Raw genomic sequence first — 24301 nt, forward strand, 5'->3', positions numbered from 1 at the left:
TCCCTTCCCTTACGCCGCAGCGGGTACCTGCTCCGGCCGCTCGATCAGGGCCGCCAGGCGCCGGCCGGAACCGGCCGCCATGGTCCAGCCGGTATGGCCATGGCCGGTGTTCAGGAACAGGCCGGGGATGCGCGTCGGGCCGATGCGGGGCCGCCCATCCGGCACCATCGGCCGCAGCCCGGCCCATTGCACCGCGCCCTCCGCCCTCTCCGCACCCGCCATCGCCGGGAAGAGTTCCGCCACGCTGCGCATCAGCGCCCCGATCCGCTGCGGGGACGGCGTCGTGTCGTAATCGGCGACCTCGGCCGAGCCGACGATGCGGTAGCGGTCGCCCAGCGGCGTCAGGGCGAATTTCCGCATGTCGTCGAGGATGGCGTTGCGCGGCCCCTCCGGCCAGACCCGGCGCGGCACGGTGACCGAGAGGCCCTTCACCGGATAGACCGGCAGGGCGATCCCATGGCGGCGCAGGAAGATCGGGCTCTGGCTGGCCAGCGCCACCACCACCGCGTCGCTCGCGATCTCACCCCTGTCCCCACCGGCACGGGTCCGCACCGCCGCCACGCGCCCCTCGCGCAGCACCAGATCCTCCGCCGTGGTGCCGTAGTGGAAGCGGGCGCCGCGCGCCGCGCACCAGGCGGCCAGCCCCTGGCTGAACTTGTTGCAGTCGCCGATCTCGTCCTGCGGGAAGTACAGGCCGCCGGCGATACGCTCCGCCACCGGGCCCAGGGCCGGCTCCCGCGCCACGCAGGCGGCGCGGTCCAGCCGCTCCGTTTCCAGCCCGAAGGGCGCCAGTGCCTCATGCGCCCGCGCCGCCTCCTCCAGCGTCGCGGCATCGGCGAAGGTCTTCACGACGCAATGCCCGGCATAGTCATAGGCCACGCCGGTGCGGGCCCGGATCTCCGCCATGCAGCGCGCGCTCTGCAGCGCCAGTTCCAGATTGGCGACGCAGGTGTCCCGATAGCGCGCCGGGCGGGCCGCCATCATGAAGCCCAGCCCCCAGCGCCACATGCGCGGCAGGGCGGAGGGGCGCAGCAGCATCGGCGCATCCTCCTGCCCCAGCCAGCGCAGCACCTTCATCGGCACGCCGGGCGCGGCCCAGGGCTGGACGGAGCTGACATGGATGATGGCGCCGTTGCCCCAGCTCGTCTCCACCCCCGCCGCCTCGCGGCGCTCCACCACCGTGACCTCGTGCCCGGCCTCCAGCAGCCAATAGGCGGTGGCGACGCCGATGACCCCGGCCCCCAGCACGGTGACGCGCATGTCGCGAAGCTCCCCGATCCAGCCGCCCCTGTTTCGCGCCAGCGGATGCCGCCTGTCCAGCCATGGCGGGCCACCATTCCCGTCCCGGCTGGAATCCGCGCCTCAGAGCCCGATTGAGAATGGCCGCGGGTCGGTCTGGCGGGTCTTTTCCGCGCCGGGGGCGTCAGGCCCTTGCCCCGATGCCCCGCATCGGGGCGGCGGACCTTCCTGCCCGGCACGAAAAATCCCTCGCCAGCCCTCCGCCGCCCCATTCTCAAACGGGCTCTCAGCCGATCAGCGCGAACCGGTCCACATCCACCAGGCCGCGATCGGTGATCTTCAGATGCGGGATCACAGGCAGGGACAGGAAAGCGAGTTGCAGGAAGGGTTCCTCCAGCGCGCAGCCCATCCCCTGCACCGTGTCGCGCAGCCCGTGCAGCGCGTGGCGCACCGTCTCGAAGGGATCGAGGCTCATCAGCCCGGCCAGCGGCAGGGCGAGTTCCGCCAGCACAGCGCCGTCGCGCACCGCCACGAAGCCGCCGCCCAGCGCGATCAGCCGGTTCACCGCCACGGCCATGTCGGCATCGCTGGCGCCCAACACGCAGATGTTGTGGCTGTCATGCCCGACCGAGGAAGCCAGCGCCCCGCCGCGCAGGCCGAAGCCGCGCACGAAGCCGCGTCCGACATTGCCGTTGCGCCCATGGCGCTCCAGCACGCAGACCTTCAACAGGTCGCTGGCCGGATCGGCCTCGCACTGCCCGCCCCGTACCAGGGGCGCGGCATCGTCGATCCGCGCGGTGATGATCTTGCCGGGAATGATGCCGATCGCCGGCAGCGCGGCGGCGCTCTCCGGAACACGGAACACCTCCGGCCCGACCGGGGCGAGGCGCACGGAATTGCCGCCCGGCGGTGCCGGCAGGGCGCGCCCCGCGAAGCTTTCCGCTGTCACCGGCACGCCCTTGCGCAGCACGAGGCTGACGGCGCAGCTCTCCAGCTCCTCCAGCAACAGGATGTCGGCGAGGTAGCCCGGCGCGATCAGCCCGCGGTCGCGCAGCCCGAAGCCGCGCGCCGCCGACCAGCTCGCCGCGCGATAGGTCGCCGCCACCGGCGCGCCGAGCGCGATGGCCCGGCGCACGAGATAGTCCATGTGCCCCTGCTCGAAAATATCGAGCGGGTTGCGGTCGTCGGTGCAGAGGCCGAGGAAGGGCGAGGTGAATTCCCCGATCAGCGGCGCCAGCGCGGTCACGTCCTTGGAAACGGTGCCCTCGCGGATCAGCACCTGCATGCCCTTGGACAGCTTCTCCAGCCCTTCCTCGTAGCTGGTCGTCTCGTGGCAGTTGCGGATGCCACAGGAGAGATAGGCGTTCAGCGCCCGGCCGGAGAGCAGCGGCGAATGGCCGTCGATATGCCCGTCAGCGAAGGCCGCCAGCTTGTCGAGGCAGACAGGGTCCTTGTTCAGCACGCCGGGCACGTTCATGAACTCCGCGAGGCCGATCACCTGCGGATGGTCGCGGTACCGCACCAGCTCCGGCGCGTCGAGCCGCGCCCCCGCCGTCTCCAGCCCCGTCGCCGGCACGCAGGAGGACAGTTGCACCCGCAGGTCCATCACCGTGGCCAGCGAGGAATCGAGGAAGTAGCGCAGCCCCTCCTCGCCCAGCACGTTGCAGATCTCGTGCGGGTCGCAGATCGCCGTGGTGGTGCCGCGCGGCAGCACGCAGCAGTCGAACTCCCCCGGCGTGACCAGCGTGCTCTCGCAATGCACATGGCTGTCCACGAAGCCCGGCACGGCGAAGCGCCCGGCGGCATCGATCTCCCGCACGCCTTCATAGCTCTCGCGCATTCCCACGATCCGCTCGCCGCAGATGGCGATGTCGCCGCGCCGGACCGTCCCCGTCACCAGATCGAGGATCCGGGCGTCCCTGATCGCCAGATCGGCCTTCTCGCGCCCCAGGGCCTGGTCGATCCGCCTCTCCAGCACACGCCGCATGACCGCAGCCCCTTCTTCATGAGTGCCCCGATGCTCCCGGACCATAAGCCTTTCCGCAAGCGCTTTGCCCCTGGGTCCTGAAGGTGGCGCCCCCGTGGGAGGAGCGCCGCCTCTCCCACACCCTCTCCGCCGGGAACCGGAGCCGGACCCCGGGCTTTCATGGGTTCGGGTGGAAAGGCTGGTCTGACGTCTGATCCCTGGGAGCGGGTGGGCCGGCGGGGCTCCCGGAAAGCGGGGCTCCCGGAAAGAAGAACACCTTGCCCGCGTTGGTGGCGCCGGCCGTCGCCGGTGTCAGCGAGCACCAGCGAACCGGGTCCGGAGCCCGCGGGGTCCTGGCGGATAGGGGTCCGGGGGAGAAGGTAGAACCCTATCCCCCGGGACATCGCCACGCCAGACGTGATGCGCGGCCTTCGTCGCTCATCGTGCGAAGCCGGTGATGCTCCGTTCGAACGCCTCGTCCCGTCCGTCGCGCGTCAGCCCCCAAAGGGGGTTGTCCACCATCAGCCGCTGCCCACCGTCGCGCTGCACCGGGCGGATCAGCGCCTGGGCGGTGCTGCGGGTCTGCGCCCCGAAGAGGTCGAGTGGGATGCGGAGATAGATACCCTTGTCGAAGGAACCCTCGCCGAACTTCTCGAAGGAGACGTTGGTGAAGGTGGCGAAGCCGCCGACCTCGATGCCGTTGGCGAAGCGCCGGCCCAGCTCGACCGTGCCGCCCCAGTCCCCGGCCAGGTAGCGCCCGGCCCGCAGCACGCCGTAGAGGTTCCAGACCGGCAGGTCGGCATAGAACGAAGCCTGGCCGGTCACGGCGCTGTAGTTCCGGAAGCCCAGCATCCCGTCATGGTCGCGCTGCCGCACCCAGTTCAGGTCCAGCCCCACCGCCCAGGACCGCTCATGCGGGCGGTACAGCACCTCGCCCGAAACGCCGCCGAACATCGGCTCCAGCCAACCGGCCGTGGCCCGCGCGAAGACATCGGGGGCGAGGTTCCAGATCCGCTCGGCATAGAGCGCCGGGATGGAAGTCTCCCCCTCCCTGGCATAACGGGCATAGTCGCTCCGCACATGCGGCAGCCGGCTGTCGGAGGGCAGGCCGCCGCCGATATTGCCCAGCAGCCTCTGCTGCACCGATCCGGCCAGGGCGAAGCCGGCCCCCAGATCCAGCCGCGCCGTTCCGGCGATGGCCGCCTGCCAGCGCAGGCTGCGGGTGGGATCGCCCAGGATCAGCCCCAGCCTCGGCTCCAGCCCATAGGAGAGCCGTTGCGGCGGGGCGCGGCTCTCGCCAGGCCAGGAGTCACCGGCCGCGGGCAGAAGGGTCACGGCGGCAAAGGCTTCCTCCGGACTGACGCGGCCGCGCGCCGCGTCGGCCAGGATGTCGCGCGGCGCCAGCGCCCGGGCGACCTCCGCCCCGCCCAGCCACCAGGACAGGCGCAGCACCTGCACTTCCGGCGGGAGCAGCCCCTCGGTGGCCCGGACGATCCGCGCCAGCACCTGCGGCAGGGTGCGGAAGCGCCCGCCCGACACGGCGATCCGCGCCTCTCCGCCCTCCAGCGCGAAGGCCCTGGGCTGGAAACCCGCGGCAGCCAGGGCCGCGAAGACCCGCGGCGCCAGCGCCCCTTCCCCTTCGGCCTGCGCGGCCCGGGCCGGCACCGGCGGCGGCGCGGGGAGCGGAATGTCCGGCATCCGGTTCGGGTCCAGGCGCAGGGAAAGCCGCGCCAGCAGATCGGTCCCGTTCACGAAGGCCAGCCCCGCATCCAGCCATTCGTTGGACCATTGCAGGCCGGCATTCAGTTGCGACCGGGCCCGGCCCCGCAGCCCGGTGGTCCGGCCAGGATAGCCGCCGCGCTCGTCACGCAACTCGTCGCCCGACCATTCCAGCTTGGCCCGCAGCCCCTCCACCGCGCCCCAGGGCGTGGGCAGAGGCGGCAGGCTGTATTCGACACCGCCGAACGGCGCGACATCCGCGCCCTGAAAGAAATCCGTGCGCAGCGTGCCGCCGCGTCCGACATCGCGCTCCCGCTCATCGAAGCGGCCGGAGATCCGCCGGAGGGGGTTGCGCAGCCCGCCGGCGGAACCCAGCCGCCCCCAGCCGAGACCCAGGCTGAAGTCCCAGCCGTACCAGCGCTTGGAAGCGACAAGATACTCGCCGCCATAGATCCCCGTGCCGATCAGGTCCTGCAGCCCGACCGCCACGGCCGGCAGCCAGGCGCTTTCCTCCACCAGCCGCAGCTTCAGGTCGAAGGAACGGTCCGTGGTGGTGCCCTGCCCCGTCGTGCCGTTCAGCCTCTCGCTCAGGCGGAAGGTGGTTTCCAGGAAGGGCAGTGCCTGGAAGTTCAGGAACCAGAAGCGCCGGTCGGTGCGCAGCGATGCCCCGGCTTCCAGGACCCCATCCTCCCGGAAGCGCGCATTGCGTGTTTCCAGCAGCCCCATCCCGCCGAAATCCCCGCCGGTGGCGGGCAATTCCTCAGCGATGGCAGCACTGGAGAGCAGAAGGAGGAGAAGGACGAGAAGACGGGACACGGAGCAGGCTTCGGGCTCCGCGATGACGCACACACGCCATAAAAGAGTTCAATACCGCCCCGACACCTCATGCGGGAATTTTCCCGCACGATACCATTTCAGCACAGAAGCGAACCGGCCATGACGCCTGGCGTCAGCGCCGCCGCAACAGGCTCCAGCCCCCGATCACCGGCAGGGCGATCAGCAGCAGGATCATCCAGGCACCCGGGCGCAGAAGGATTCCGCCCAGGATGTCCAGCAGATAACCCGGCATCACCAGCAGCGGTGCCCAGACGATGGCAGAGCACAGGTTGGCGATCTGGAAATGGCTTTGCCGCATGCCCGACAGGCCGGCGATGGCCGGGGCGAAGGCGCGGGCCGGGCCGACGAAGCGGCTGAGGAAGACCGCCATCCAGCCCCAGCGGCGGAAGAACAGCACCGCCTTGGCATAGGTCCGCCACTGGCCGCGCGGCAACCAGCGCCGCAGCAGGCGCCGCCCCTGCCAGCGGAAGACCCAGAAGCCCACGGCATCGCCCGCCACGCCGCCCACCACGATGCCCAGCAGGACCGGCCAGGCGGGCAGCGTGCCATTGCCGATCAGCAGGCCCATCCCCAGCAGCAGGGCCGTCGAGGGCACCAGGAGGCTGATCACCGGCAACGATTCGGAAAAGGCCAGCAGCATCGCGGCCCAGGGCGCCCAGGCCTCGTTCTCCCGGATCCAGGCCTCGAAGCCGCTGATCAGCGCATCCATTCCAGGTGGGCTTTAGGGCGCGCCATCCCGGCCGGCAAGCGGCGCCCGGCGGCCCCCTGGCCTTTCCTTCCCGGACGCGAGGCCCTTTTCCCCGCTTGTCCTTTTCGTCATGATCGGCTTCCAGATGGACGAGAACGGGGAGTGGCGGCTCCAGCACGGCGGCTGCGCCGCCTATCGGGGCATGGGGGTCCTCCTGCTCGGCCCGTCCGGGGCCGGGAAGTCGGACCTTCTCCTGCGGCTCCTGGATCGGAGGGGATGGAAACTGGTCGCCGACGACCAGATTCTGTTGCGTTACCATGACGGTGCCCTGCTCGCCCAGGCACCGCCCGCCCTGAAGGGCATGCTGGAGGTTCGTGGGCTGGGTGTTCTGGAAGGCTTCGAAACATTGGATCAGGTGACGGTCGGCCTCGCGGTGGCCTGCGTCCCGCGCCAGCGGGTGCCCCGGTTGCCGCTCCCGCAGCTCTGGGGGCAGGCCGCCGGCCCGGCGATCCCGCCCGGCGGCGCGGTGCCCCTGGTGGCGCTGCACCCCTTCGACGCCTCGGCGCCCCGCAAGGTGGAACTCGGCCTGCTCGCCGCCCGGGGCCTGCTGTCCTGCCATGCCGGGGCCTTCGCCCCCCCGCCGTCTCCCGGGGCCGCATGAGCGCCCTGCGTCCGGTCGTCATCGTCACCGGCCTTTCCGGAGCCGGCAAGGCCTCCATCCTCCGCGTGCTGGAGGATCTGGGTCACGAAACCGTGGACAACCCTCCCCTCTCGGTGCTGGGCAGCCTGCTCACCGATGGCGGGGAGGATTCCGGCGGCTCCCCTGACAGCCCTCCCCTGGCGGTCGGCGTGGACACGCGCAGCCGGGGCTTCGACGCCCATATTCTCGCCGCCGGCCTGCAGGCCCTGCGCCTCCGGCCGGATATGGACCTGCAGATCGTCTTCGCCGCCGCCGATGCCGACACGCTGATGCACCGCTATTCCGAGACGCGGCGGCGCCATCCCCTGGCCCCCGAGGGCAGCGCCGCCGAGGGCATCGCGCGCGAGGCGGAGCTGCTGGCCCCCCTGCGCGACGCGGCGGACTGGGTGGTGGACACCACCGGCCTGCCCCTGCCCGATCTCCGCCGGATGGTGGAGGCCCGCTTCCGGCCCGACCGGGCGCCGGGCATGTCGGTCTCGGTGAAGTCCTTCGGTTTCCCCAAGGGCCTTCCGCGGGACGCGGATCTGGTTTTCGATCTGCGCTTCCTGCGCAACCCGCATTACGACCCCATATTGCGTCCCATGACAGGGAGAGACGCCCCCGTGGCGGCCTTCATCGAGGCCGACCCGGATTTTGCCCCGTTCTGGGCCCATCTGACCGGGCTGCTGGACCCGCTGCTGCCGCGCTATCAGGCCGAGGGCAAGAAGTACCTCTCCATCGCGCTCGGCTGCACGGGCGGCAAGCACCGGTCGGTGCTGACCGCCGAGCGGCTGGCGACCCATCTGGCCCGCCAGGGATGGCGGGTCGATCTCTCGCATCGCGAACTGCGCCTGACGGTCGAGCCCGCCGCGCCTTCGCCTGGGCCGGAGGCCCGAGTGCTCTCACCATGATCGGAATGGTACTGGTCACCCATGGACGCCTGGCCGAGGAACTCCGCCTCGCCATGGAACATGTCATGGGCCCGCAGAAGAACGTCGCCTGCCTGTGCATCGGGCCGGACGACAATGCCGAGAACCGCCGCGAGGAGTTGCGCGCCCGCGTGGCCGAGGTGCGGCAGGGCGACGGCATCGTGGTGCTGACCGACATGTACGGCGGCACCCCCGCCAACCTCGCCACCTCGATGCTGGAGGAAGGCGATGTGGAGGTGGTGGCCGGCGTCAACCTGCCGCTGCTGGTCAAGCTCGCCAAGCTGCGGGGCGTGGAGCCGATGCACCAGGCGGTGCAGCATGCGGTCATGGCCGCGCGCAAGTATCTCGGCACGGTGGCCGAGTTGCGCGGTACCCTGCCTTACGCCGCCAAGAGCGAGGAAGGGGCGGCCCAAGGGATACCCCAGGGGATATCCCAGGGGATATCCCAGGCCGCGCAGGGAGGAAGCCGATGAGCACCGAAACCGTCCAGCCCGGCACGCCGGTCCTGCGGCGCAAGGTCACCGTGGTCAACACGCGCGGCCTGCATGCCCGCGCGGCCGCGAAGCTGGTGACGCTGGCGGAGCGCTACTCCGCCTGCCTGAACATCGTCCATGACGGCCAGAGCGTCCCGGCCTGTTCCATCATGGGCCTGATGATGCTGGGGGCCGGCAAGGGAAGCACGATCACGGTCGAGGCCGAGGGCTGGGATGCCCGCGAGGCCCTGGACGGGGTCGCCGGCCTGATCGAGGCCGGCTTCCATGAAGACTGAGAAGGCCGAGGCCAGAACCGAGGCCAAGCTCACCGAGGCCAAGCCCGCGGAGGCCCGGTCCGAGGCCAGGCGCGCCAGCCGCCGCACGCGGGAGGTCACGCTGGAAGGCCTGCCGATCGCGCCGGGCGTGGCGATCGGGCCGGTCTACGATACCTCCGAGCCCCCGGCCGAGGCACCCCGCCGCACCATCCAGCCGGCCGAGTTAGAGGAGGAGAAGGCCCGCCTCACCACGGCGGCGGCGACCTCCCGCAAGCAGGTCAGCAAGCTCAAGAAGCGCCTCTCCGTCCTGCCGGAGGAGGCGCAGGAGGAGCTGGAGCCGCTGCTCGACGCCTATGCGATGATGCTGGGCGAATCCCGCCTGCTGCGCGGCGCCCGCAAGCGCATCGAGACTGGCCTGCTTTCCGCGGAAACGGCGGTGGCCGACGAGGCGGAGGCCATCGCCGCCGCCATCCTGGCCGCGAAGGACGACGACAAGCCCGGCCTGCGCCGCCGGGCCGGCGAGGTGCGCGAGATCGCCCGCCGCCTGACGCGCAACCTGACGCAGACCGGCTTCCGCTCCTTCAAGGACGTGCCCGCCGGTTCCATCCTGGTGGCGCAGGAGCTGACGCCCGCCGATGCGGCGCTGATCGACCCCTCCCGCATCGCCGGCGTGGCCACCGAGGAAGGCGGCGCCGACGGCCACACCGCCATCATGCTGCGCGCCCTGGGCGTGCCCTCCGTGCTGGGCTGCGAGGGGCTGACGGAGGCGGCGCGGCGCGACGACCTCTGCGTGCTGGATGGTGGCACCGGCATGGTGGTGATCCGCCCCAACGAGAAATCCCTCGCCCTGGGGCGCGAGGCCCTGGCCGGCTATGCGCGCGAGCGCACCCGGCTGAACAAGCTGCGCCGCCTGCCCTCCGTCACCACGGATGGCGAGGAGGTGGACCTCCAGGCCAATATGGAGATCCCGGCCGAGTTGCCGCTGATCGCCGGCGCGGGCGCGCATGGCATCGGCCTGCTGCGCACCGAGTTCCTCTTCATGAACCGCGATGTCCCCCCTGACGAGGAGGCGCATTTCGAGGTCTATCGCCAGATCGTCGAAAGCATCGCGGGCGATGGCGTGACCATCCGCGTCCTCGACTGGGGCGGGGAGAAGGACATGGAGGCCCTCGCCCAGACCATCGACTACGCCCAGGGCGGCGCCAATCCGGCGCTGGGCCTGCGCGGCATCCGCATGCTGCTGCGCCGTCCCGAACTCCTGGAGGTGCAGTTCGCCGCCATCCTGCGCGTGGCGGCGCTCGGCCCGGTGCGGGTGCTGCTGCCCATGGTGACGGTGCCGCAGGAGGTGCATCAGGCCCGCGAGATCTACGAACGCGTGGCCAAACGCCTGCGCCGCCGCGGCGGCGTGGCGCTGCCGGACAAGCTGCCGCCGCTGGGCGCGATGATCGAGACGCCTGGCGCCGCCCTGGCCGCCGACGCCATCGCGCTGGAGGCCGATTTCTTCGCCATCGGCACCAACGACCTCGCCATGTACACGCTGGCGGTGGATCGGGCGGAGGCGGAGGTCTCCCACCTCTACGACCCGCTCCACCCGGCGGTGCTGCGGCTGATCCAGTTCTCCACCGAGGCGGCGCTGCGGCTGCGGATGCCGGTCTCGGTCTGCGGCGAGATGGCGGGCAACCCGCGCCTCGTGCCGCTGCTGCTGGGCCTGGGGCTGCGCAGCCTCTCGATGAATGCCTCGGCCGTGCCACGCGTGAAGCAGGCGGTGCGCAGCCTCAACATCGACGACTGCGCCCGCTTCGCCCGCCGGGTGATGGAGCAGTCCGATCCGAGCCGGATCCAGGAGCTGGTGCTGAATTTCGAGGAAGGCGCCGACTGGCGAAGCTAGGGCAGCCCCGCTTCACCCAGCCGGCCCTTTCCAAATATTCATAACGATAACGAACTTAAATCGCGTAGGTTGCTGCGGCGGCCGTTCCCGTGCGCCCGGTTGCCCGCGGGCCCAGACCGGAGCCTGAACCGGAACCCAGCCTGACGCCCGTCGCCCCGTCCAAGGCCGGAGGGAATGGCGCCGCCCAGACAAGGGAGGGCCGGATCATGGCCGGCAACACGGACTTTCTCGCTTCCGCCGAGACGATGCTGGAAGTGGCCAAGTTCTTCCACGAACTGTCCCACCGCAGTGATGAGGGCCAGCTGCCGGACAAGGATGCGAGGCGCCAGGCCGGGAGCCTGGGCCTCCTGGTGCCAGCCAGCCTGGGACAGGCTCCGATCCAGTTGCTGGAGGCGGACAAGGCCACCGGCACGACGGATGCGGGAAATGGCAACTGGCAGATCACGATCCGGCTGCCGCCGGAAAAGCTTCCCGCCGGCAGGACCGCTCCCCCGTCCCCCAAATGCTACCAGACCTGCAAAAGCGGCCCCTTCGGCCTCGGTAAAGTCTGCTTCAAGATCTGTGTCAGTTGCACGTTCAAGAGGACCAGCGTGTCCTGCGAGGTCACGATAGGGACCACCGTCAGTATCTGAATGCGGGGCCGCCCCGGCAGTTCCGGAGGTGATGGGTGCCGCCCATGCCTCCGGAAGCTGCCGGCCCCGCAGGACCGCTTCACGCTTCCCAAACCCGCTCAAATGACATAAAGATATCTTGATACTTGACCCAGCCCGGTTCCGCCGGCGCCATGGTCTGCCCACAAGCCGGAGTTCCGGACGACCCATGCCCGATACCAACGTGCCCGCCACCGACTACAAGGTCCGCGACATCACCCTGGCCGACTGGGGCCGCAAGGAACTGGCGATGGCCGAGGACGAGATGCCCGGCCTGATGGCGCTGCGCCGCGAATTCGGGGCCGAGAAGCCGCTGAAGGGCGCCCGCATCTCCGGCTGCCTGCACATGACCGTGCAGACGGCCGTTCTGATCGAGACGCTGACCGCCCTCGGCGCCGAGGTCCGCTGGTCCTCCTGCAACATCTTCTCCACCCAGGACCATGCCGCGGCCGCCATCGCCGCCACCGGCGTGCCGGTCTTCGCCGTGAAGGGCGAGACGCTGGAGGAATACTGGGACTACGTGTACCGCACGCTCGACTGGAACGGCGACGTGCCGAACATGCTGCTGGACGACGGCGGCGACATGACGCTGCTGGTCCATTACGGCCTGCGCGCCGAGAAGGGCGACACCGCCTTCCTCGACAAGGCGACCAACGAGGAGGAGACCGTCTTCTTCGCGCTGATCAGGAAACTGGTCGCCGAGAAGCCGGGCTGGTTCGCCAGGCTCGCCGCCTCGATCAAGGGCGTGTCCGAGGAAACGACCACGGGCGTGCACCGCCTCTACACCATGGCCAAGGAAGGCAAGCTGCTCTTTCCCGCCATCAACGTGAACGACAGCGTCACCAAGTCGAAGTTCGACAACCTGTACGGCTGTCGTGAATCGCTGGTGGACGGCATCCGCCGCGGCACCGACGTGATGATGGCCGGCAAGATCGCCTGCGTGGCCGGCTTCGGCGATGTGGGCAAGGGCTCCGCCGCCTCGCTGCGCAATGCCGGCTGCCGCGTCATGGTCACCGAGATCGACCCGATCTGCGCGCTGCAGGCGGCGATGGAGGGCTATGAGGTGGTGACCATGGAGGATGCCGCGCCGCGCGCCGACATCTTCGTCACCGCCACGGGCAATGTGGACGTGATCACCATCGACCACATGCGCGCCATGAAGCACCGCGCGATCGTGTGCAACATCGGCCACTTCGACAGCGAGATCCAGGTCGCGGCGCTGAAGAACCTGAAGTGGACCAATGTGAAGCCGCAGGTGGACGAGATCGCCTTCCCGGACGGCAAGGCGATCACGCTGCTTTCCGAGGGCCGCCTCGTGAATCTCGGCAACGCCACCGGCCATCCGAGCTTCGTGATGAGCGCCTCCTTCACCAACCAGACGCTGGCGCAGATCGAACTCTGGACCAATGGCGCGAAGTACGAGAAGCAGGTCTACACCCTGCCGAAGCACCTGGACGAGAAGGTCGCCGCCCTGCACCTGGAGAAGGTCGGCGCCAAGCTCACCAGGCTGAGCCAGCAGCAGGCCGACTATATCGGCGTGCCGCAGGCCGGCCCCTTCAAGGCCGAGCAGTACCGCTACTGACGAGCCTCACCCGGGGGGATGAGGACCGTGGCAGGCCGCCTGCCGGGCATGGTGCCCGGCGGCGCGGGCCCTCCCGCCACGGAGGCCATCCCAGGATGGCCACCCCCGGGACCATTTGCGCGAGAGGCCCGGCCATGTTCCGCCGGGCCTCCCTGCCCCCCTGGCCGGCCAGGGCCGGTCCTGCTCTCCCGGCGGCATCACTCCGGTGCGGCTTCGGCCGGCATGACCCTGGCCGGCCGGAGGCCGCCGGTCACGAGATCCAGCAGCCTGCGCGCCGCACCGCTGTAGCGCCGCTCCCGATGGCTGAGGACGTGATAGGCGCGTTCCGGCAGGGGAAACGGCAGTTGCTGCAACAGGCCCGCCTCCAGGCTGGGGGCCGCCACCGAGGCGGAGATCACCGTCGCCCCCATGCCCGCCTCGACCGCCGCGCGGACCGCCTCGTTGGACGGCAGTTCCAGCGCCACGCGCAGGCGCTCCCGCAGGCCCGTGCCGGTCAGCAGGGCCTCGAAGGCCGACCGGGTGCCGGAGCCGGGCTCGCGCAGCACCCATTCCCCCTCCGCCACCAGCCCGGCCAGATCCTTCGGCAGGGCAATGGTCCAGGGATGGCCGGGCGCCACCACCAGGACGAGCTGGTCGGTGGCCACGTCGCGGCTGGCGAGCACCGGGTCCTCCACGCGGCCCTCGACGAAGCCCAGCTCCGCCAGCCCGTCATGCACCGCCGCGGCGACCTGTGCCGTGTTGCCGATGCCGAGGCGGATCTCGATCCCCGGATAGGCGCGGCGGAAGGCCACCAGATGGCGCGGCAGCCAGTAGCTGGCGATGGTCTGGCTGGCCTGCACGGTCAGCACGCCCCGCTCCAGGCCGCCCAGCTCCGCCAGGACGCGTTCCGCCGCCTCGGCCCGGGCCAGCACGGCGCGGGCCTCGGCCAGGAAGATCCGCCCCGCCTCCGTCAGGGCGATGCCGCGCCCCAGCCGGTCGAAGAGGCGTACGCCATGGCGCGCCTCCAGCGTCGCCACCGCCGCGCTGGCGGCCGACTGGGCGATGTGCAGCGCCTCCGCCGCCCGGGTGACGTGCTGGCGCTCGGCCACGGCCACGAAGACACGCAGCTGCTCCAGCGTCATGCCATCCCCTCAGCGCCCCCACCGGCCCGCATGATAGGGCGGCACGGCATGAAAGCCACCTCGCCCCGTCAAGGCGATGCGGTGGCTGGCTTCCCAGGCTGGCAGGCCTCGCCATCCCGCCTGAACACCTGCAACCCATCCACCACGGCGATCTGCCGGTAGAGCGCCCAGACCGCCGCGAAACCCGGATCGGCCTGCGCCAGGACGCTGGGATAGTTGATGTCCTCCGCCCCGCGGCGGCCATCCACCACCACCAGGTCCGGACAGCCCCGGATGAAGTCCTGCGCCACCCAGAGATGGATCGGCCATTCCGCCGGCGGCCTGCCGTCCAGCCGCGCCCGCCACAGCTCTCCCCGCAGCGCCCACATGGAATCGAAGCGGCTCGCCCAGGTGACGCCGGTGTCGTCCACGATCGGGAAGCCTAGCCCGATCCATTCGGAGAAGGCCACATAGGTCCTGGCCTTCTCCTGCCGGATCAGGCGCTCCAGCTTCACCTCCGTGGAAAGCTCCGGCTCCATGGCCAGCACCAGCCGGTCCTCCAGCCGCCCGCCCAGGCTCTGCGCCTGGATCGCCAGGGGCATCAGCGCCACCAGCATCAGCACGGGAAAGCGCCAGCCCCGGAGGCCGCCCTGGCGGCGGAGGGCCGCCGCCTCCGCGCACCAGTAGATGAGGGCGAGCGTCACCACGATCGAGGCCGGAATCCGGTGGTAGAACCAGTTCTTGCCGTCCAGGAACATCACGGCCGTGGCCGCGACGGCGAAGCCTGACAGCACCGCCATCACCCGCCGCGCCGTGCTGCCCCGTGGCATCGCGAAGGTCAGCGCCACGGCCAGGATGATCGCGACCATCAGGCGCCAGGAATCCGCCAGCAGGGACAGGAAGCTGGAATCGGTGCCGCCATACAGGGTCAGGGCGAGGGGCACCGCGCGATCGACGAAGCTGGGATAGAGGAACAGGATGGCCGCGGCATAGAGCCCCGCGACGCCGAAGGCGACGAAAGCCGGCAGGCGGGGGCGGAAGCCGCGCTGCATCCAGCCCACCACCTCCACCAGCCCCAGGCAGAGCAGGTAGCGGGGCTTGAGCGCCGCGCCCAGGCCCGCGAGCACGGCACTGCCGGTGGCCATGCGCCAGCCGGTCGCCTGGCCTTCCAGGGCGCGGATCAGGACGGCCAGATGCGGGAGGACGGCGATGGTCAGCAGGTGCTCACGCTGCCCGAACTCGATCCCCGGCATCAGGATCAGGACGCAGGCGATGGCCGCGAAGGTGGCAGGCAGGCTGCGGAAGGCCGGCCCCACCCCCGCAGCAGCCGTGCCGTCATCCATGCGGAGCCCAGGGCGGCGGCGGCGAAGAGGAGCAGGGCCAACGGTTTCGCGGACACGCCCAGCGCGTCGCCGATCAGCACCGGGATCGCGCTGATCCAGATGATCAGCGGCGGATTGACCTCGATGACATCGACATAGAGGCTCTTCCCCTTCAGCCATTGCCGCGCCACCCAGAGCAGCCAGGCGATGTCGTCCTTCATCGGGGTGCGCAGCAGCACGAAGAGCATCAGCCCGAGGGCCGCCAGCACCAGCGCCGCGCAGATCAGGCCAGTGCGCGCGCCGCTGCGGAAAATGGCGGGAGGAGACGAGACATCGCCGGGATATTCCGGTCCGGGTTGTCCGGGCAGGCTGTAGTTCAAGCGGCTTTGTTCCCTTCGGATGACGGATGCCGGCCGGCCGCACGGCCGCGCCGTGCGCCCTCCGCTGTCCCGCCATCCTGGTTGCTTCCCGATGCCATCCGGTGGCCCGCCGTCGTGGAGAAGGGCAGGTTCCTACACCCAAGAGCCGAACACAATTATCCGTGAGGCGTCTTCTCTTTGTGCAAGGCCGCATAATGGCCTGGGCAACCCGGATCCAACATCCAAAGGTTGCTTATCTGTTTGTTTTTCGACCATGAAGGGCAAAATGGCGGGGTGGCGCCCGCCATGTTCTAGATGTTCCGCCTCGGTCCAACCCCTGCCCCGATATCGCGGGCCAATTCTGCCCCGGCTTCCGCGGAATGATGCTGCTCCGGCAGCTCCGTGGCCGGTGGCGGGGAGGTGCGAATCAGGCCGCCGGAATCGGTGTTCCCGGTTTCCGGCATCATGAAGAGCACCAGCAGGAAGGACAGCAGGCCGACCACGGCCAGAAAGCCGAAGGCGACGCCGGAACCGAACCAGGTCGCGGTTGCCCCCGCCACCGTCGTGCTGAGCGTCCCGCCGATGCCCACCGCGAGGCCGAAAATGCCCATGCACAGGTTGAAGCGGTTCGTGCCGCGCGTCAGATCCGCCGAGAGCAGCGGCAGCAGCACGCCCAGCGACGCGGCGCTGACGCCATCCAGGGCCTGAACCAGGATCAGGACCTTGGGATCGGACACGACGGCGAGGAGCAGGCCGCGCAGGGGAAGGGCCGCGAAGCCGATCATCAGGGCCACGCGCCGGCCCCGCCGCTCGGCCAGGCGGCCGATCCAGGGGGAGATCGCCGCCACCACGAGCTGCGGTGCGACGATGCAGGCGGCGATGATGAGATTGGCCTCGTCGCCCGTGTTGCGGGTGACCTCGGAGCCGGCCAGCGGCAGCATGGCGGCGTTCGCGAGGGTGAAGAGCAGGCAGCAGCCGGAGAAGACCAGGACGCCACGGTTGCGGAGCAGCGCCAGCAGGCCGCCCCGTCCCTTCGCGGCCTGTTCCCGCTGCACCATGGTGACCAGGTCGGCCTGCCGGATCATGGCCAGGGAGATCAGGCTGGGGATGGCCAGGGCCGCCGTCAGCCAGAAGACCGCCGCGCTGGAGATGTAGGTGCCCGCGAGCCCCAGCATCCCGGCGGCCACGCCATTGCCGATGGCCGCGAAGCGGGCGTTGCGGCCGAGGCGCTCCCCCAGCGCCGCCCGCCCGACCAGGCCGAGGCTGATGGCCGCGATGGCGGGCGCGAGGACGCAACTGGCGATGCCATGGAGGATCTCGGACAGCATGACCGGAAGCTGGCGCGGCTCCACCGCCACCAGCAGCAGGGCGCTGACGGGCATGCAGAGGATGGCGACCAGGGCCGCCAGCTTCTTGCGCGGCGTGGCATCCACCAGGGCGCCGGCGGGGAGCTGGCTGACCATGGCGGTGAAGGTGCCGACGCTCAGGGCGAGGCCGATCTCGAACTCGGTCCAGGCCTGGGCGCTCAGATAGACGGCGATGAAGGGACCGAAGCCGGTCTGGATGTTTGCGACAAAGAAATTGAGCAGGTCGAGCCCGCGCGCACTGCGCGCCGACCCGGTTCGACCGGATGACATGGGCGCTTAATCCGGCTTGCCACCGGGAGTTGCGGGGGCGGCCGCGGAGGGCGGCGATTGTGGCGCCGGGGCCGTGCCGGATGTGGCGGGGGCCGGATCGGCCCCGGGTTTGGCGGTGCCGTCCTGGCCGGCATCACCCTGGGGGCTGCCGCTGCCTGCACTATGGCCCTTCGCATCGCTGTCCGGGGCGGCACCTTGCGGGGCGCCGCTTCCTGGAGAGGTGCTGACCGGAGGGGTGTCACCCTGGGGGGCGCCGGTTCCGGGGGCATTGCCCTGGGCAGGGCTGGATGACGGAGGAGCGGGCGCCTGGGCAGACTGGGGGGAAGCAGCCTGGGGCGGGGTGGCCTGGGTTGGGCTAGGCTGGGCCGGGGCAGGCTGGGCCGGGGCGAGTTGAGCGGGGGCGGGTGCCGCCTCGGCCGCGGGGTGGGGTGTGGGTTCCGGGACGGGCTCGGCGGGGGCGGGGGCCCCTTCCGCTGGCGGGGCGGCGGCGAGGATCGGCTTGCCTTCCACGAAGTCCGGGAAGCCCTTCAACTGGTCGCGGGTCAGCAGGAAGGTGATGCCGTCCGGCGTGAAGGACAGGGTTTCCCAGGTCACGGCGATGCGGCGGCGGCCGACGCCGAGGAAACCGCCATAGTCGAGGATCGCGGCCTTGGGCTCCCCGGCCTCGTTGACCAGGACGTTGACGATCTGCGCGACCACGGTGCCCGAGGCGCTCTTCACGTCGCGGCCGAAGACGCGGAGCGTGTCGGTGGCGGGCAGCATCTGCTGGGTGGCGAGCGGCGGCGGCGGGTCCGCGGCCAGGACCGGGGTGGCGGCGAGGATCAGGACGAGGGCCGCCGGAAGGCGGCTCGGGGTGGTCATGCGGCTGTGGCTCCGGCTGTCCTGAAGACGGGTCCGGGGGCGTCGGGTTTCAGCCGGCAAATCCGCCTCCGTCGAGATAGGCCCGCTCCTCCGGCGTGGTGACGCGGCCGAAGGCCAGGTTGCGATGGGGGAAGCGGCCGAAGCGCCGGATCAGTTCCTCGTGCAGGAGGGCGTAGCGGAGGGATTCCTCGTCGCCGGTCTCGTCGCGGTGGCGGGTGAAGAGATGGACCGCGCGGGCCTGGTCGCGCGGATCCTCGGAATGCTCGAAGGGCAGGTAGAAGAAGGGGCGGAGCGTGGGTTCGGTCGCGCGGTCATGGCCCAGGGCCAGGGCCTCCGCCGCGACGGCGCGGGCCAGGGGATCGGTGGCGAAGGCATGGGCCGAGCCACGGTAGAGGTTGCGCGGGAACTGGTCGGTGAGGAGGAGGAGGGCCAGGGCGCCCTCGGCCTCGTCCAGCCAGGAGGACAGGGCGCCGCGCGCGGCCTCGTGGTGCAGGGGCTCGAAGCCTTCGCGGATGGCGGCGTCGAAGGCCGCGTCCTTGGCGAACCAGCGGGCGGGACCGGCCTCCCGCCAGAAATGGGTGATCGCCCGGATCTGCGTCATGTTCATGGTGGCGGCCCTCCCGGATGACGCGGCGCATGTGGGGCGCCGGATACCGTCCGGCCAGGGTGCGCCCCGGGATGGGCCGGGCGGCGTCCGCGATGGAACGCCCTCCCCCGCCGCCCCCGGGATGGGGATGTCCGCCGCCGGGCTCAGTGGCGGAAGTGCCGCATGCCGGTGAGGACCATCGCGAGCCCGGCCTCGTCGGCGGCGGCGATGACCTCATTGTCGCGCATCGAGCCACCGGGCTGGATCACCGCCGTGGCGCCCGCCGCCGCCGCGGCCTGGAGGCCGTCGGCGAAGGGGAAGAAGGCATCGGAGGCAACGACCGAGCCCTGGGCCAGCGGAGTGGCGAGGCCGGCGGCCTTGGCGGCTTCCTCGGACTTCCAGGCGGCGATGCGGGCGCTGTCCACGCGGCTCATCTGCCCGGCGCCGATGCCGACGGTGGCGCCGCCCTTGGCATAGACAATGGCGTTGCTCTTCACATGCTTGCAGACCCGGAAGGCGAAGAGGAGGTCAGCCAGTTCCTGCTCGGTCGGGGCGCGCCTGGTGACGACCTTCAGTTCGGCCTGGGTGATGCGGCCGGCGTCGCGGGACTGGGCGAGGAAGCCGCCGCTGACGGAGCGGATGATGGTGCCGGGCGCCGCCGGGTCGGGCAGGCCGCCGGTGAGGAGGAGGCGCAGGTTCTTCTTGCGGGCGAAGACGGCCTTGGCTTCCTCCGAGGCGTCGGGGGCGATGACGACCTCGGTGAAGATGGCCGCGATCTTTTCCGCCGCTGCGGCGTCGAGCGGGCGGTTGGCGGCGACGATGCCGCCGAAGGCGGAGACGGGGTCGCAGCGCAGGGCCTTGTCCCAGGCCTCCGCCAGGTCGGTGCCCAGGGCGACGCCGCAGGGGTTGGCGTGCTTGACGATGACGATGGCGGGGCCGTCGAGCTCGGCCACGGCCTCGTAGGCGGCGTCCGTGTCGTTCAGGTTGTTATAGGAGAGTTCCTTGCCCTGGACCTGCCGCGCCGTGGCGATGCCGGGGCGGTTGGTGCCGTCGATGTAGAAGGCGGCGCGCTGGTGCGGGTTCTCGCCATAGCGCAGCGTCTGCTTCAGCGTGCCGGCGATGCTGAGGCGGTTGGGGAATTCCTCGCCCTCCTGCCGGGCGAACCAGGCGGCGATGGCGGCGTCATAGGCGGCGGTGCGGGCATAGGCGGCGGCGGCCAGCTTCCGCCGCAGGGCCAGGGTGGTGCCGCCGGAGGACAGGGCCTGCGCGACTTCCGCGTACTGGGCCGGGGAGGTCAGGACGGCGACGTGGTCGTGGTTCTTGGCGGCGGAGCGGATCATGGCCGGGCCGCCGATGTCGATGTTCTCGATGCAGTCCTCGAAGGGCGCGCCTTTCGCGACGGTGGCCTCGAAGGGGTAGAGGTCCACGCAGACGAGGTCGATCGGGGCGATGGCGTGCTGTTCGGCCTGGGCCACATGGGCGGGCAGGTCGCGGCGGAAGAGGATGCCGCCATGGACCTGGGGCACCAGCGTCTTCACGCGGCCATCGAGGATTTCCGGGAAGCCGGTGTGGTCGCTGACATCCTTCACCGGCAGGCCGGCGGCGCGGATGGCGGCGGCGGTGCCGCCGGTGGAGAGGAGTTCGGCCCCGTGCGCGACGAGGGCGCGGGCGAAGTCGATCAGCCCCCCTTGTCGGAGACGGAGAGAAGGGCACGGCGGATCGGGAGGGCATCGCTCATGCCGCGCGGATTAGGCGCGGGCTGGCCCTGGCCGCAAGGGGAATGGGCGCAGGGCGGGTATCCGCCGCGTTCAGGCATGGGGACGGTCACGGCCAGGCGTGGCGCAGGCGGAAGGAGACGCAGAGCCGCCCGGCCGGGACGAGTGGGAGTTCGGCAGCCGCCCGGAGCATAAGGGTTGGCCGCGGCGACAGGGGCCGCGGGCGGCCGGTCAGCGGAGCGACCGGTCGTCCGGCCCCCCCATGCCGGGCTGGCGGACGGATTCGACACCGCCGCTGATCGGCTGCCCTCCGGCACGGAGGCAGTCGTTGGTGGCGCGGAGCTGGGCATTGGCGACCTCCGCTTTCCAGCGCTGGTACCAGGTGATGTTGTCGATGGGGGGCTGCTGGCGCATCAGCGCGACAACCTCGGGCCGGCGGGCGGCCTCGCGGCGGCAGGCGGCCTCCTCCGGGCTTTCGGCGCGGGAGACGGGCTGGACGATGGCCCCGCCGGGGTTGCAGGCGGCCAGGAGCGGCAGGGCGGCCAGGAGGGTGAGCGGCAGGGTGGCGCGGGTGGGGCGCGGGGCGAAGGCGGGCATTCAGGCGTTCTCCAGCCAGTCCTCGATCAGACGGCGCGCGATGGAATCGGCGCGCGGGAGGCGCAGGCCGAGGGCTTCGATGTTGCGGATCTCGTCCCGGGTGAACCAGCGGGCGTCGCGGATCTCGTCCGGGTCGATGGTGATGGCGTCGGTCAGGGCCTCCCCATGGAAGCCGATCATGACGGAGGCGGGAAAGGGCCAGGGCTGGGAGGAGTGGTAGTGGACCTCGCCGACGCGGATGCCGGCTTCCTCCAGGACTTCGCGGCGGACGGCTTCCTCCAGGCTCTCGCCCGGTTCCACGAAGCCGGCCAGGGTCGAGTACATGGTGGTGTCGGGGAAGCGCGGGGAGTTGGCGAGGAGGCAGCGGTCGCCGTGGAGGATCAGCATGATCACGGCCGGGTCGGTGCGCGGGAAGTGCATGGTGCCGCAATTCGCGCAGCGGAGCGTGTTGCCGGCGGCACGGGGCTCGCAGGCGCCGCCGCAGACGCCGCAGAAGCGGTGGCGGCTGCGCCAGTGGAGCATGCCGCGGGCATGGGCGAGGAGGCTGGCCTCGCCGGGCGGCATCAGGGCAGCGACGGGGCGCAGGTCGGCGAAGCGGCCCATCTCCGGCGGCAGGAGGGGAAGCGGGTCCCCGGCGGTGGAGCAGTCCACGGCGAAGACGGGGCGGCCCTTCAGGGGGCCTTCCTCGAAGAGGCCGAGCAGCACCCAGGGCGCGGGCACCGGGCCGGCGGTCATGCGGACGGCCTCGGCGGCCGCGGGGGTCAGGAGGACGGCCTCGGGCTCGCCGGCCGCATTGTCGCGCAGCAGGGACTGGCTGCGCCAGACGGGAATGAAGAGGGCATCCTCGCGCGCCAGTTGGACGGCGACGAAATCCTCCTCGTCCCGGCGGCCGGACACCCGGTCGAGGGGGCTGCCGGTATAGGCGTTGGGGCGGCTGGCGGGGATGGAGAGCATGCGGCTGGCAAATTGCCACGGGCGTAGGGGGTGGTCCACCGAGGAGGGTCGAGTCCTCCCCGGGGGTTGAGCGCCGGGTGTGTTTCCCGGCGGGAGCGGGGCGTGCGAGAAAGCCGGTGCCGGGGGGCATCGGCAGGGAGGACGAGGATGCGCGCCGCGCTCTTCGACGTGTTCGGGACAGTGGTGGACTGGCGTGGCGGGGTGATGCGGGAGGTCTCGGCCTCCTTTCGGCGCCGGGGCATCGGCGGTGTCGATGCGGGGCGCTTCGCGGATGCCTGGAGGCGGCGCTATTCCCCCGCCATGGAGGAGGTCCGGAGCGGACGGCACCCCTTCGTGCCGCTGGACCTGCTGCATCTGGAGAACCTGCGCGACACCCTGGCCGGGTTCGGGATCGGGCCGGATGGCTGGCCGGAGGAGGAGCTGGAGACGCTCAACCGCGCCTGGCACCGCCTGGACCCCTGGCCGGATGCGGTGGAGGGGCTGGGCCGGATGAAGGCCGGGCTGGTGATCGCGCCCCTGTCGAACGGCAATGTGAGCCTGCTGCTCGACATGGCGAAGCGGGCCGGCCTGCCCTGGGATGCGATCCTGGGGGCGGAGGTCGTGCGGGCCTACAAGCCGTCGCCGGACGCCTATCTGAAGACCGCGGCGCTGCTCGGCCTGCCGCCGGGCGACATCGTCATGGTGGCCGCCCATAACGGCGACCTTTCGGCGGCCCGCCGCTGCGGGATGCGCACGGCCTTCGTGCCCCGCCGGACCGAGCACGGGCCGGGGCAGGTGACGGACCTGGAACCCCTGGAGGACTGGGACTTCGTCGCCCCGGATTTCGTGGAGCTGGCACGGCAACTGGCCGCCTGACCCGTTTCCTTCAGAGCCGCTTCTCGAAGAAGGTGTCCGGATAGGGGTCGTCGTTGAAGCGCGGGATCTCCTTCCAGCCGCTGCCGCGGTAGAGCTGCATGGCCTCCGGCAGTGCGCGGTTGGTGTCGAGGCGGAGGACGGCGATCGAGAGTTCGCGGGCGGCGGCCTCGGCGGCCTCCATGAGGCGCCGCGCGACGCCCAGGCCGCGCGCGGCGGGCGAGACCCAGAGGCGCTTGATCTCCGCCCATTCCTTGCCCGTGCCCTTGAGCCCGACGCAGCCGAGGGGAAGGCCGTCCGACATGGCCAGGAAGAAGCCGCCCCGGGGCCGGATCATGTCGGTGGCCTCGGGGTCGCGGGAGAGCGAGACGTCGAAGCCCCTCTCGAAGCGGCGGCCGAGTTCGGCATAGTACTCGCCGAGGCAGTGACGCGCGGCCTCGCCACGGGGGTCGGCTTCCTCGATGACGAGATCGTCCCGGCCCAAGGCGACGGCGACGATGTCCATGGCCTGGAGCAGTGCCTCGGCCCTCGGGGTGCGGGCGAGCAGGGACGCGGCCCGGTCGTTCGAGATTTCCTCATAAGCCGCGAATTCCTGCTCGCCCGCCCCGGTCAGCCGGGCGATGCGGCGTCGGGCATCGGCGGGGTGCGGACCGGTGGTGACGAGGCCCTCTTCCTCCAGGCTGCGGAGCAGACGGCTCATCAGGCCGGAATCCAGGCCCAGATAGTCGCGGATCGCGGCCACATCCGTGCGGCCATGGCCAATGGCGTTGAGCACGCGGGCCGCGCCGAGCGGGCGGCCACGGCCGAGAAAGGACGTGTCGAGCGCCCCGACCTCCCGGGTGACGGCACGGCTGAAGCGGCGGAAGCGGCTGATCGGGTCGAGGGGCATGATGTCTGACTTTAGTCAGATAAGTTCCGGCGTCAATCGGGCTGGATCGAGGTGACGCTCCGTGGCTGGCCATTGGTCGCTCAACCCCATCATCGGCTCCTCCTTCCGCTGCCATCCTGGGGCCGAGACGTTGCTGGGCGGCCGCTCCGCCGTCATCCCGGGCTCGACACCAACCTGCGCATCCGGGTGCTGCGCGACCACCTGGCCGGCCTGCGGGAGCGCTTCAACGCCGAGGCCGAGGCGCTCTGCACGTCGGACGTGGTGCTCTACGGAGCGGAATGCTCGGCCAGGCCCGCGGAAGTACGCAGGGAGGTGGAGCGCCTCGCGGCCCGGCTGGGCGTGCTGCCCTTCGACGGCGATGCGGCGGGGTGATCGGCCCCTATGACCTGATGGTCGCCGGCCGTGCGCGCAGCCGCGGGCTGGTGGTGGTGACGGGCAACCTGGGCGAGTTCGGCCGGCTGGAGGGGCCGCGCTGCGAGGACTGGTTGGCAGGGGCGTGAAGAT

Annotated in this window: 21 protein-coding genes and 2 pseudogenes; 9 read left to right on the top strand and 14 right to left on the bottom strand. The window is 71.1% G+C overall.

Annotated features, from left to right (window positions below):
- Window positions 1-9: 9 nt before the first annotated feature.
- From MVG78_RS00995 to MVG78_RS01010, 4 genes are all read right to left on the bottom strand, one after another.
- Window positions 10-1260, bottom strand: a complete 1251-nt coding sequence (locus MVG78_RS00995) for a D-amino acid dehydrogenase (protein WP_247557442.1) — start codon at window positions 1258-1260, stop codon at window positions 10-12.
- Between the two features lie 265 nt (window positions 1261-1525).
- A complete protein-coding gene (gene ade / locus MVG78_RS01000; RefSeq protein ID WP_247557444.1) occupies window positions 1526-3226 on the bottom strand; it encodes an adenine deaminase in 1701 nt (566 codons plus the stop codon).
- A 417-nt stretch (window positions 3227-3643) separates the two neighbouring features.
- Entirely contained in the window at window positions 3644-5740 is a 2097-nt protein-coding gene (locus MVG78_RS01005; protein ID WP_247557446.1) for a YjbH domain-containing protein, read from the bottom strand.
- A 133-nt stretch (window positions 5741-5873) separates the two neighbouring features.
- On the bottom strand, window positions 5874-6470 hold the full coding sequence (locus MVG78_RS01010) for a DedA family protein (protein WP_247557448.1): 597 nt from the start codon (window positions 6468-6470) through the stop codon (window positions 5874-5876).
- 124 nt (window positions 6471-6594) lie between these two features.
- On the opposite strand from MVG78_RS01010, the gene MVG78_RS01015 reads away from it, so the two are divergent.
- The 7 genes from MVG78_RS01015 to ahcY all read left to right on the top strand — a co-directional run bounded on the left by MVG78_RS01015 (window position 6595) and on the right by ahcY (window position 12925).
- Window positions 6595-7110, top strand: coding sequence for an HPr kinase/phosphorylase (locus MVG78_RS01015; protein WP_247557450.1), 516 nt, complete (start codon window positions 6595-6597; stop codon window positions 7108-7110).
- Window positions 7107-8039: an RNase adapter RapZ gene (gene rapZ, locus MVG78_RS01020; protein ID WP_247557453.1), complete on the top strand. Its 933-nt coding sequence runs from the start codon at window positions 7107-7109 to the stop codon at window positions 8037-8039. The genes MVG78_RS01015 and rapZ overlap by 4 nt, the downstream gene beginning before the upstream one ends.
- Window positions 8036-8530 carry a PTS sugar transporter subunit IIA gene (locus tag MVG78_RS01025; protein WP_247557455.1) on the top strand — a complete coding sequence of 165 codons (495 nt, stop codon included), beginning with the start codon at window positions 8036-8038 and terminating at the stop codon, window positions 8528-8530. The genes rapZ and MVG78_RS01025 overlap by 4 nt, the downstream gene beginning before the upstream one ends.
- A complete protein-coding gene (locus MVG78_RS01030) occupies window positions 8527-8826 on the top strand; it encodes an HPr family phosphocarrier protein (protein ID WP_027282707.1) in 300 nt (99 codons plus the stop codon). The genes MVG78_RS01025 and MVG78_RS01030 overlap by 4 nt, the downstream gene beginning before the upstream one ends.
- The gene (gene ptsP / locus MVG78_RS01035) at window positions 8816-10693 is read left to right on the top strand and encodes a phosphoenolpyruvate--protein phosphotransferase (protein ID WP_247557457.1); all 1878 of its coding nucleotides are present in this window, start codon (window positions 8816-8818) and stop codon (window positions 10691-10693) included. Before MVG78_RS01030 ends, ptsP begins: the two co-directional genes overlap by 11 nt.
- Before the next feature lie 206 nt (window positions 10694-10899).
- Entirely contained in the window at window positions 10900-11325 is a 426-nt protein-coding gene (locus MVG78_RS01040; RefSeq protein ID WP_247557459.1) for a hypothetical protein, read from the top strand.
- Between the two features lie 187 nt (window positions 11326-11512).
- A complete protein-coding gene (gene ahcY, locus MVG78_RS01045) occupies window positions 11513-12925 on the top strand; it encodes an adenosylhomocysteinase (RefSeq protein WP_247557462.1) in 1413 nt (470 codons plus the stop codon).
- A 197-nt stretch (window positions 12926-13122) separates the two neighbouring features.
- Here the strand turns inward: ahcY and MVG78_RS01050 are convergent, their stop codons facing one another.
- From MVG78_RS01050 to nudC, 9 genes and pseudogenes are all read right to left on the bottom strand, one after another.
- The gene (locus tag MVG78_RS01050) at window positions 13123-14046 is read right to left on the bottom strand and encodes a LysR family transcriptional regulator (RefSeq protein WP_247557465.1); all 924 of its coding nucleotides are present in this window, start codon (window positions 14044-14046) and stop codon (window positions 13123-13125) included.
- Window positions 14047-14114: 68 nt separating this feature from the next.
- The gene (locus MVG78_RS01055) at window positions 14115-15368 is read right to left on the bottom strand and encodes a hypothetical protein (RefSeq protein WP_247557468.1); all 1254 of its coding nucleotides are present in this window, start codon (window positions 15366-15368) and stop codon (window positions 14115-14117) included.
- Window positions 15284-15727 carry a hypothetical protein gene (locus tag MVG78_RS01060; RefSeq protein WP_247557471.1) on the bottom strand — a complete coding sequence of 148 codons (444 nt, stop codon included), beginning with the start codon at window positions 15725-15727 and terminating at the stop codon, window positions 15284-15286. The genes MVG78_RS01055 and MVG78_RS01060 overlap by 85 nt, the downstream gene beginning before the upstream one ends.
- Window positions 15728-16017: 290 nt before the next feature.
- Window positions 16018-17343 carry an MFS transporter gene (locus MVG78_RS01065; protein ID WP_247557474.1) on the bottom strand — a complete coding sequence of 442 codons (1326 nt, stop codon included), beginning with the start codon at window positions 17341-17343 and terminating at the stop codon, window positions 16018-16020.
- Window positions 17344-17349: 6 nt separating this feature from the next.
- Window positions 17350-18204 (bottom strand): PRC-barrel domain-containing protein, encoded by an 855-nt coding sequence (locus MVG78_RS01070; protein ID WP_247557477.1) that lies wholly within the window; start codon window positions 18202-18204, stop codon window positions 17350-17352.
- Window positions 18205-18253: 49 nt separating this feature from the next.
- Window positions 18254-18811 (bottom strand): DUF924 family protein, encoded by a 558-nt coding sequence (locus MVG78_RS01075; protein WP_247557478.1) that lies wholly within the window; start codon window positions 18809-18811, stop codon window positions 18254-18256.
- A 143-nt stretch (window positions 18812-18954) separates the two neighbouring features.
- A pseudogene (gene purH / locus MVG78_RS01080) lies at window positions 18955-20528 on the bottom strand (bifunctional phosphoribosylaminoimidazolecarboxamide formyltransferase/IMP cyclohydrolase).
- A gap of 208 nt (window positions 20529-20736) precedes the next feature.
- Window positions 20737-21102: a phosphoribosylamine--glycine ligase gene (locus MVG78_RS01085; RefSeq protein WP_247557481.1), complete on the bottom strand. Its 366-nt coding sequence runs from the start codon at window positions 21100-21102 to the stop codon at window positions 20737-20739.
- A complete protein-coding gene (gene nudC / locus MVG78_RS01090; RefSeq protein ID WP_247557484.1) occupies window positions 21103-22056 on the bottom strand; it encodes an NAD(+) diphosphatase in 954 nt (317 codons plus the stop codon). It lies immediately after the preceding gene.
- 147 nt (window positions 22057-22203) lie between these two features.
- On the opposite strand from nudC, the gene MVG78_RS01095 reads away from it, so the two are divergent.
- Window positions 22204-22911, top strand: coding sequence for a haloacid dehalogenase type II (locus MVG78_RS01095; RefSeq protein WP_247557486.1), 708 nt, complete (start codon window positions 22204-22206; stop codon window positions 22909-22911).
- A 10-nt stretch (window positions 22912-22921) separates the two neighbouring features.
- On the opposite strand, the gene MVG78_RS01100 is transcribed toward MVG78_RS01095, so the two are convergent.
- Complete coding sequence (locus MVG78_RS01100; RefSeq protein WP_247557489.1) at window positions 22922-23797, bottom strand: bifunctional helix-turn-helix transcriptional regulator/GNAT family N-acetyltransferase; 876 nt, start codon at window positions 23795-23797, stop codon at window positions 22922-22924.
- 108 nt (window positions 23798-23905) lie between these two features.
- Here MVG78_RS01100 and MVG78_RS01105 point away from each other — a divergent pair.
- Window positions 23906-24297: pseudogene (locus MVG78_RS01105) on the top strand (PIN domain-containing protein).
- The last annotated feature ends 4 nt before the right edge of the window (window positions 24298-24301 follow it).

The organism is Roseomonas gilardii subsp. gilardii, from assembly GCF_023078375.1.
Taxonomy (GTDB): Bacteria; Pseudomonadota; Alphaproteobacteria; order Acetobacterales; family Acetobacteraceae; genus Roseomonas; species Roseomonas gilardii.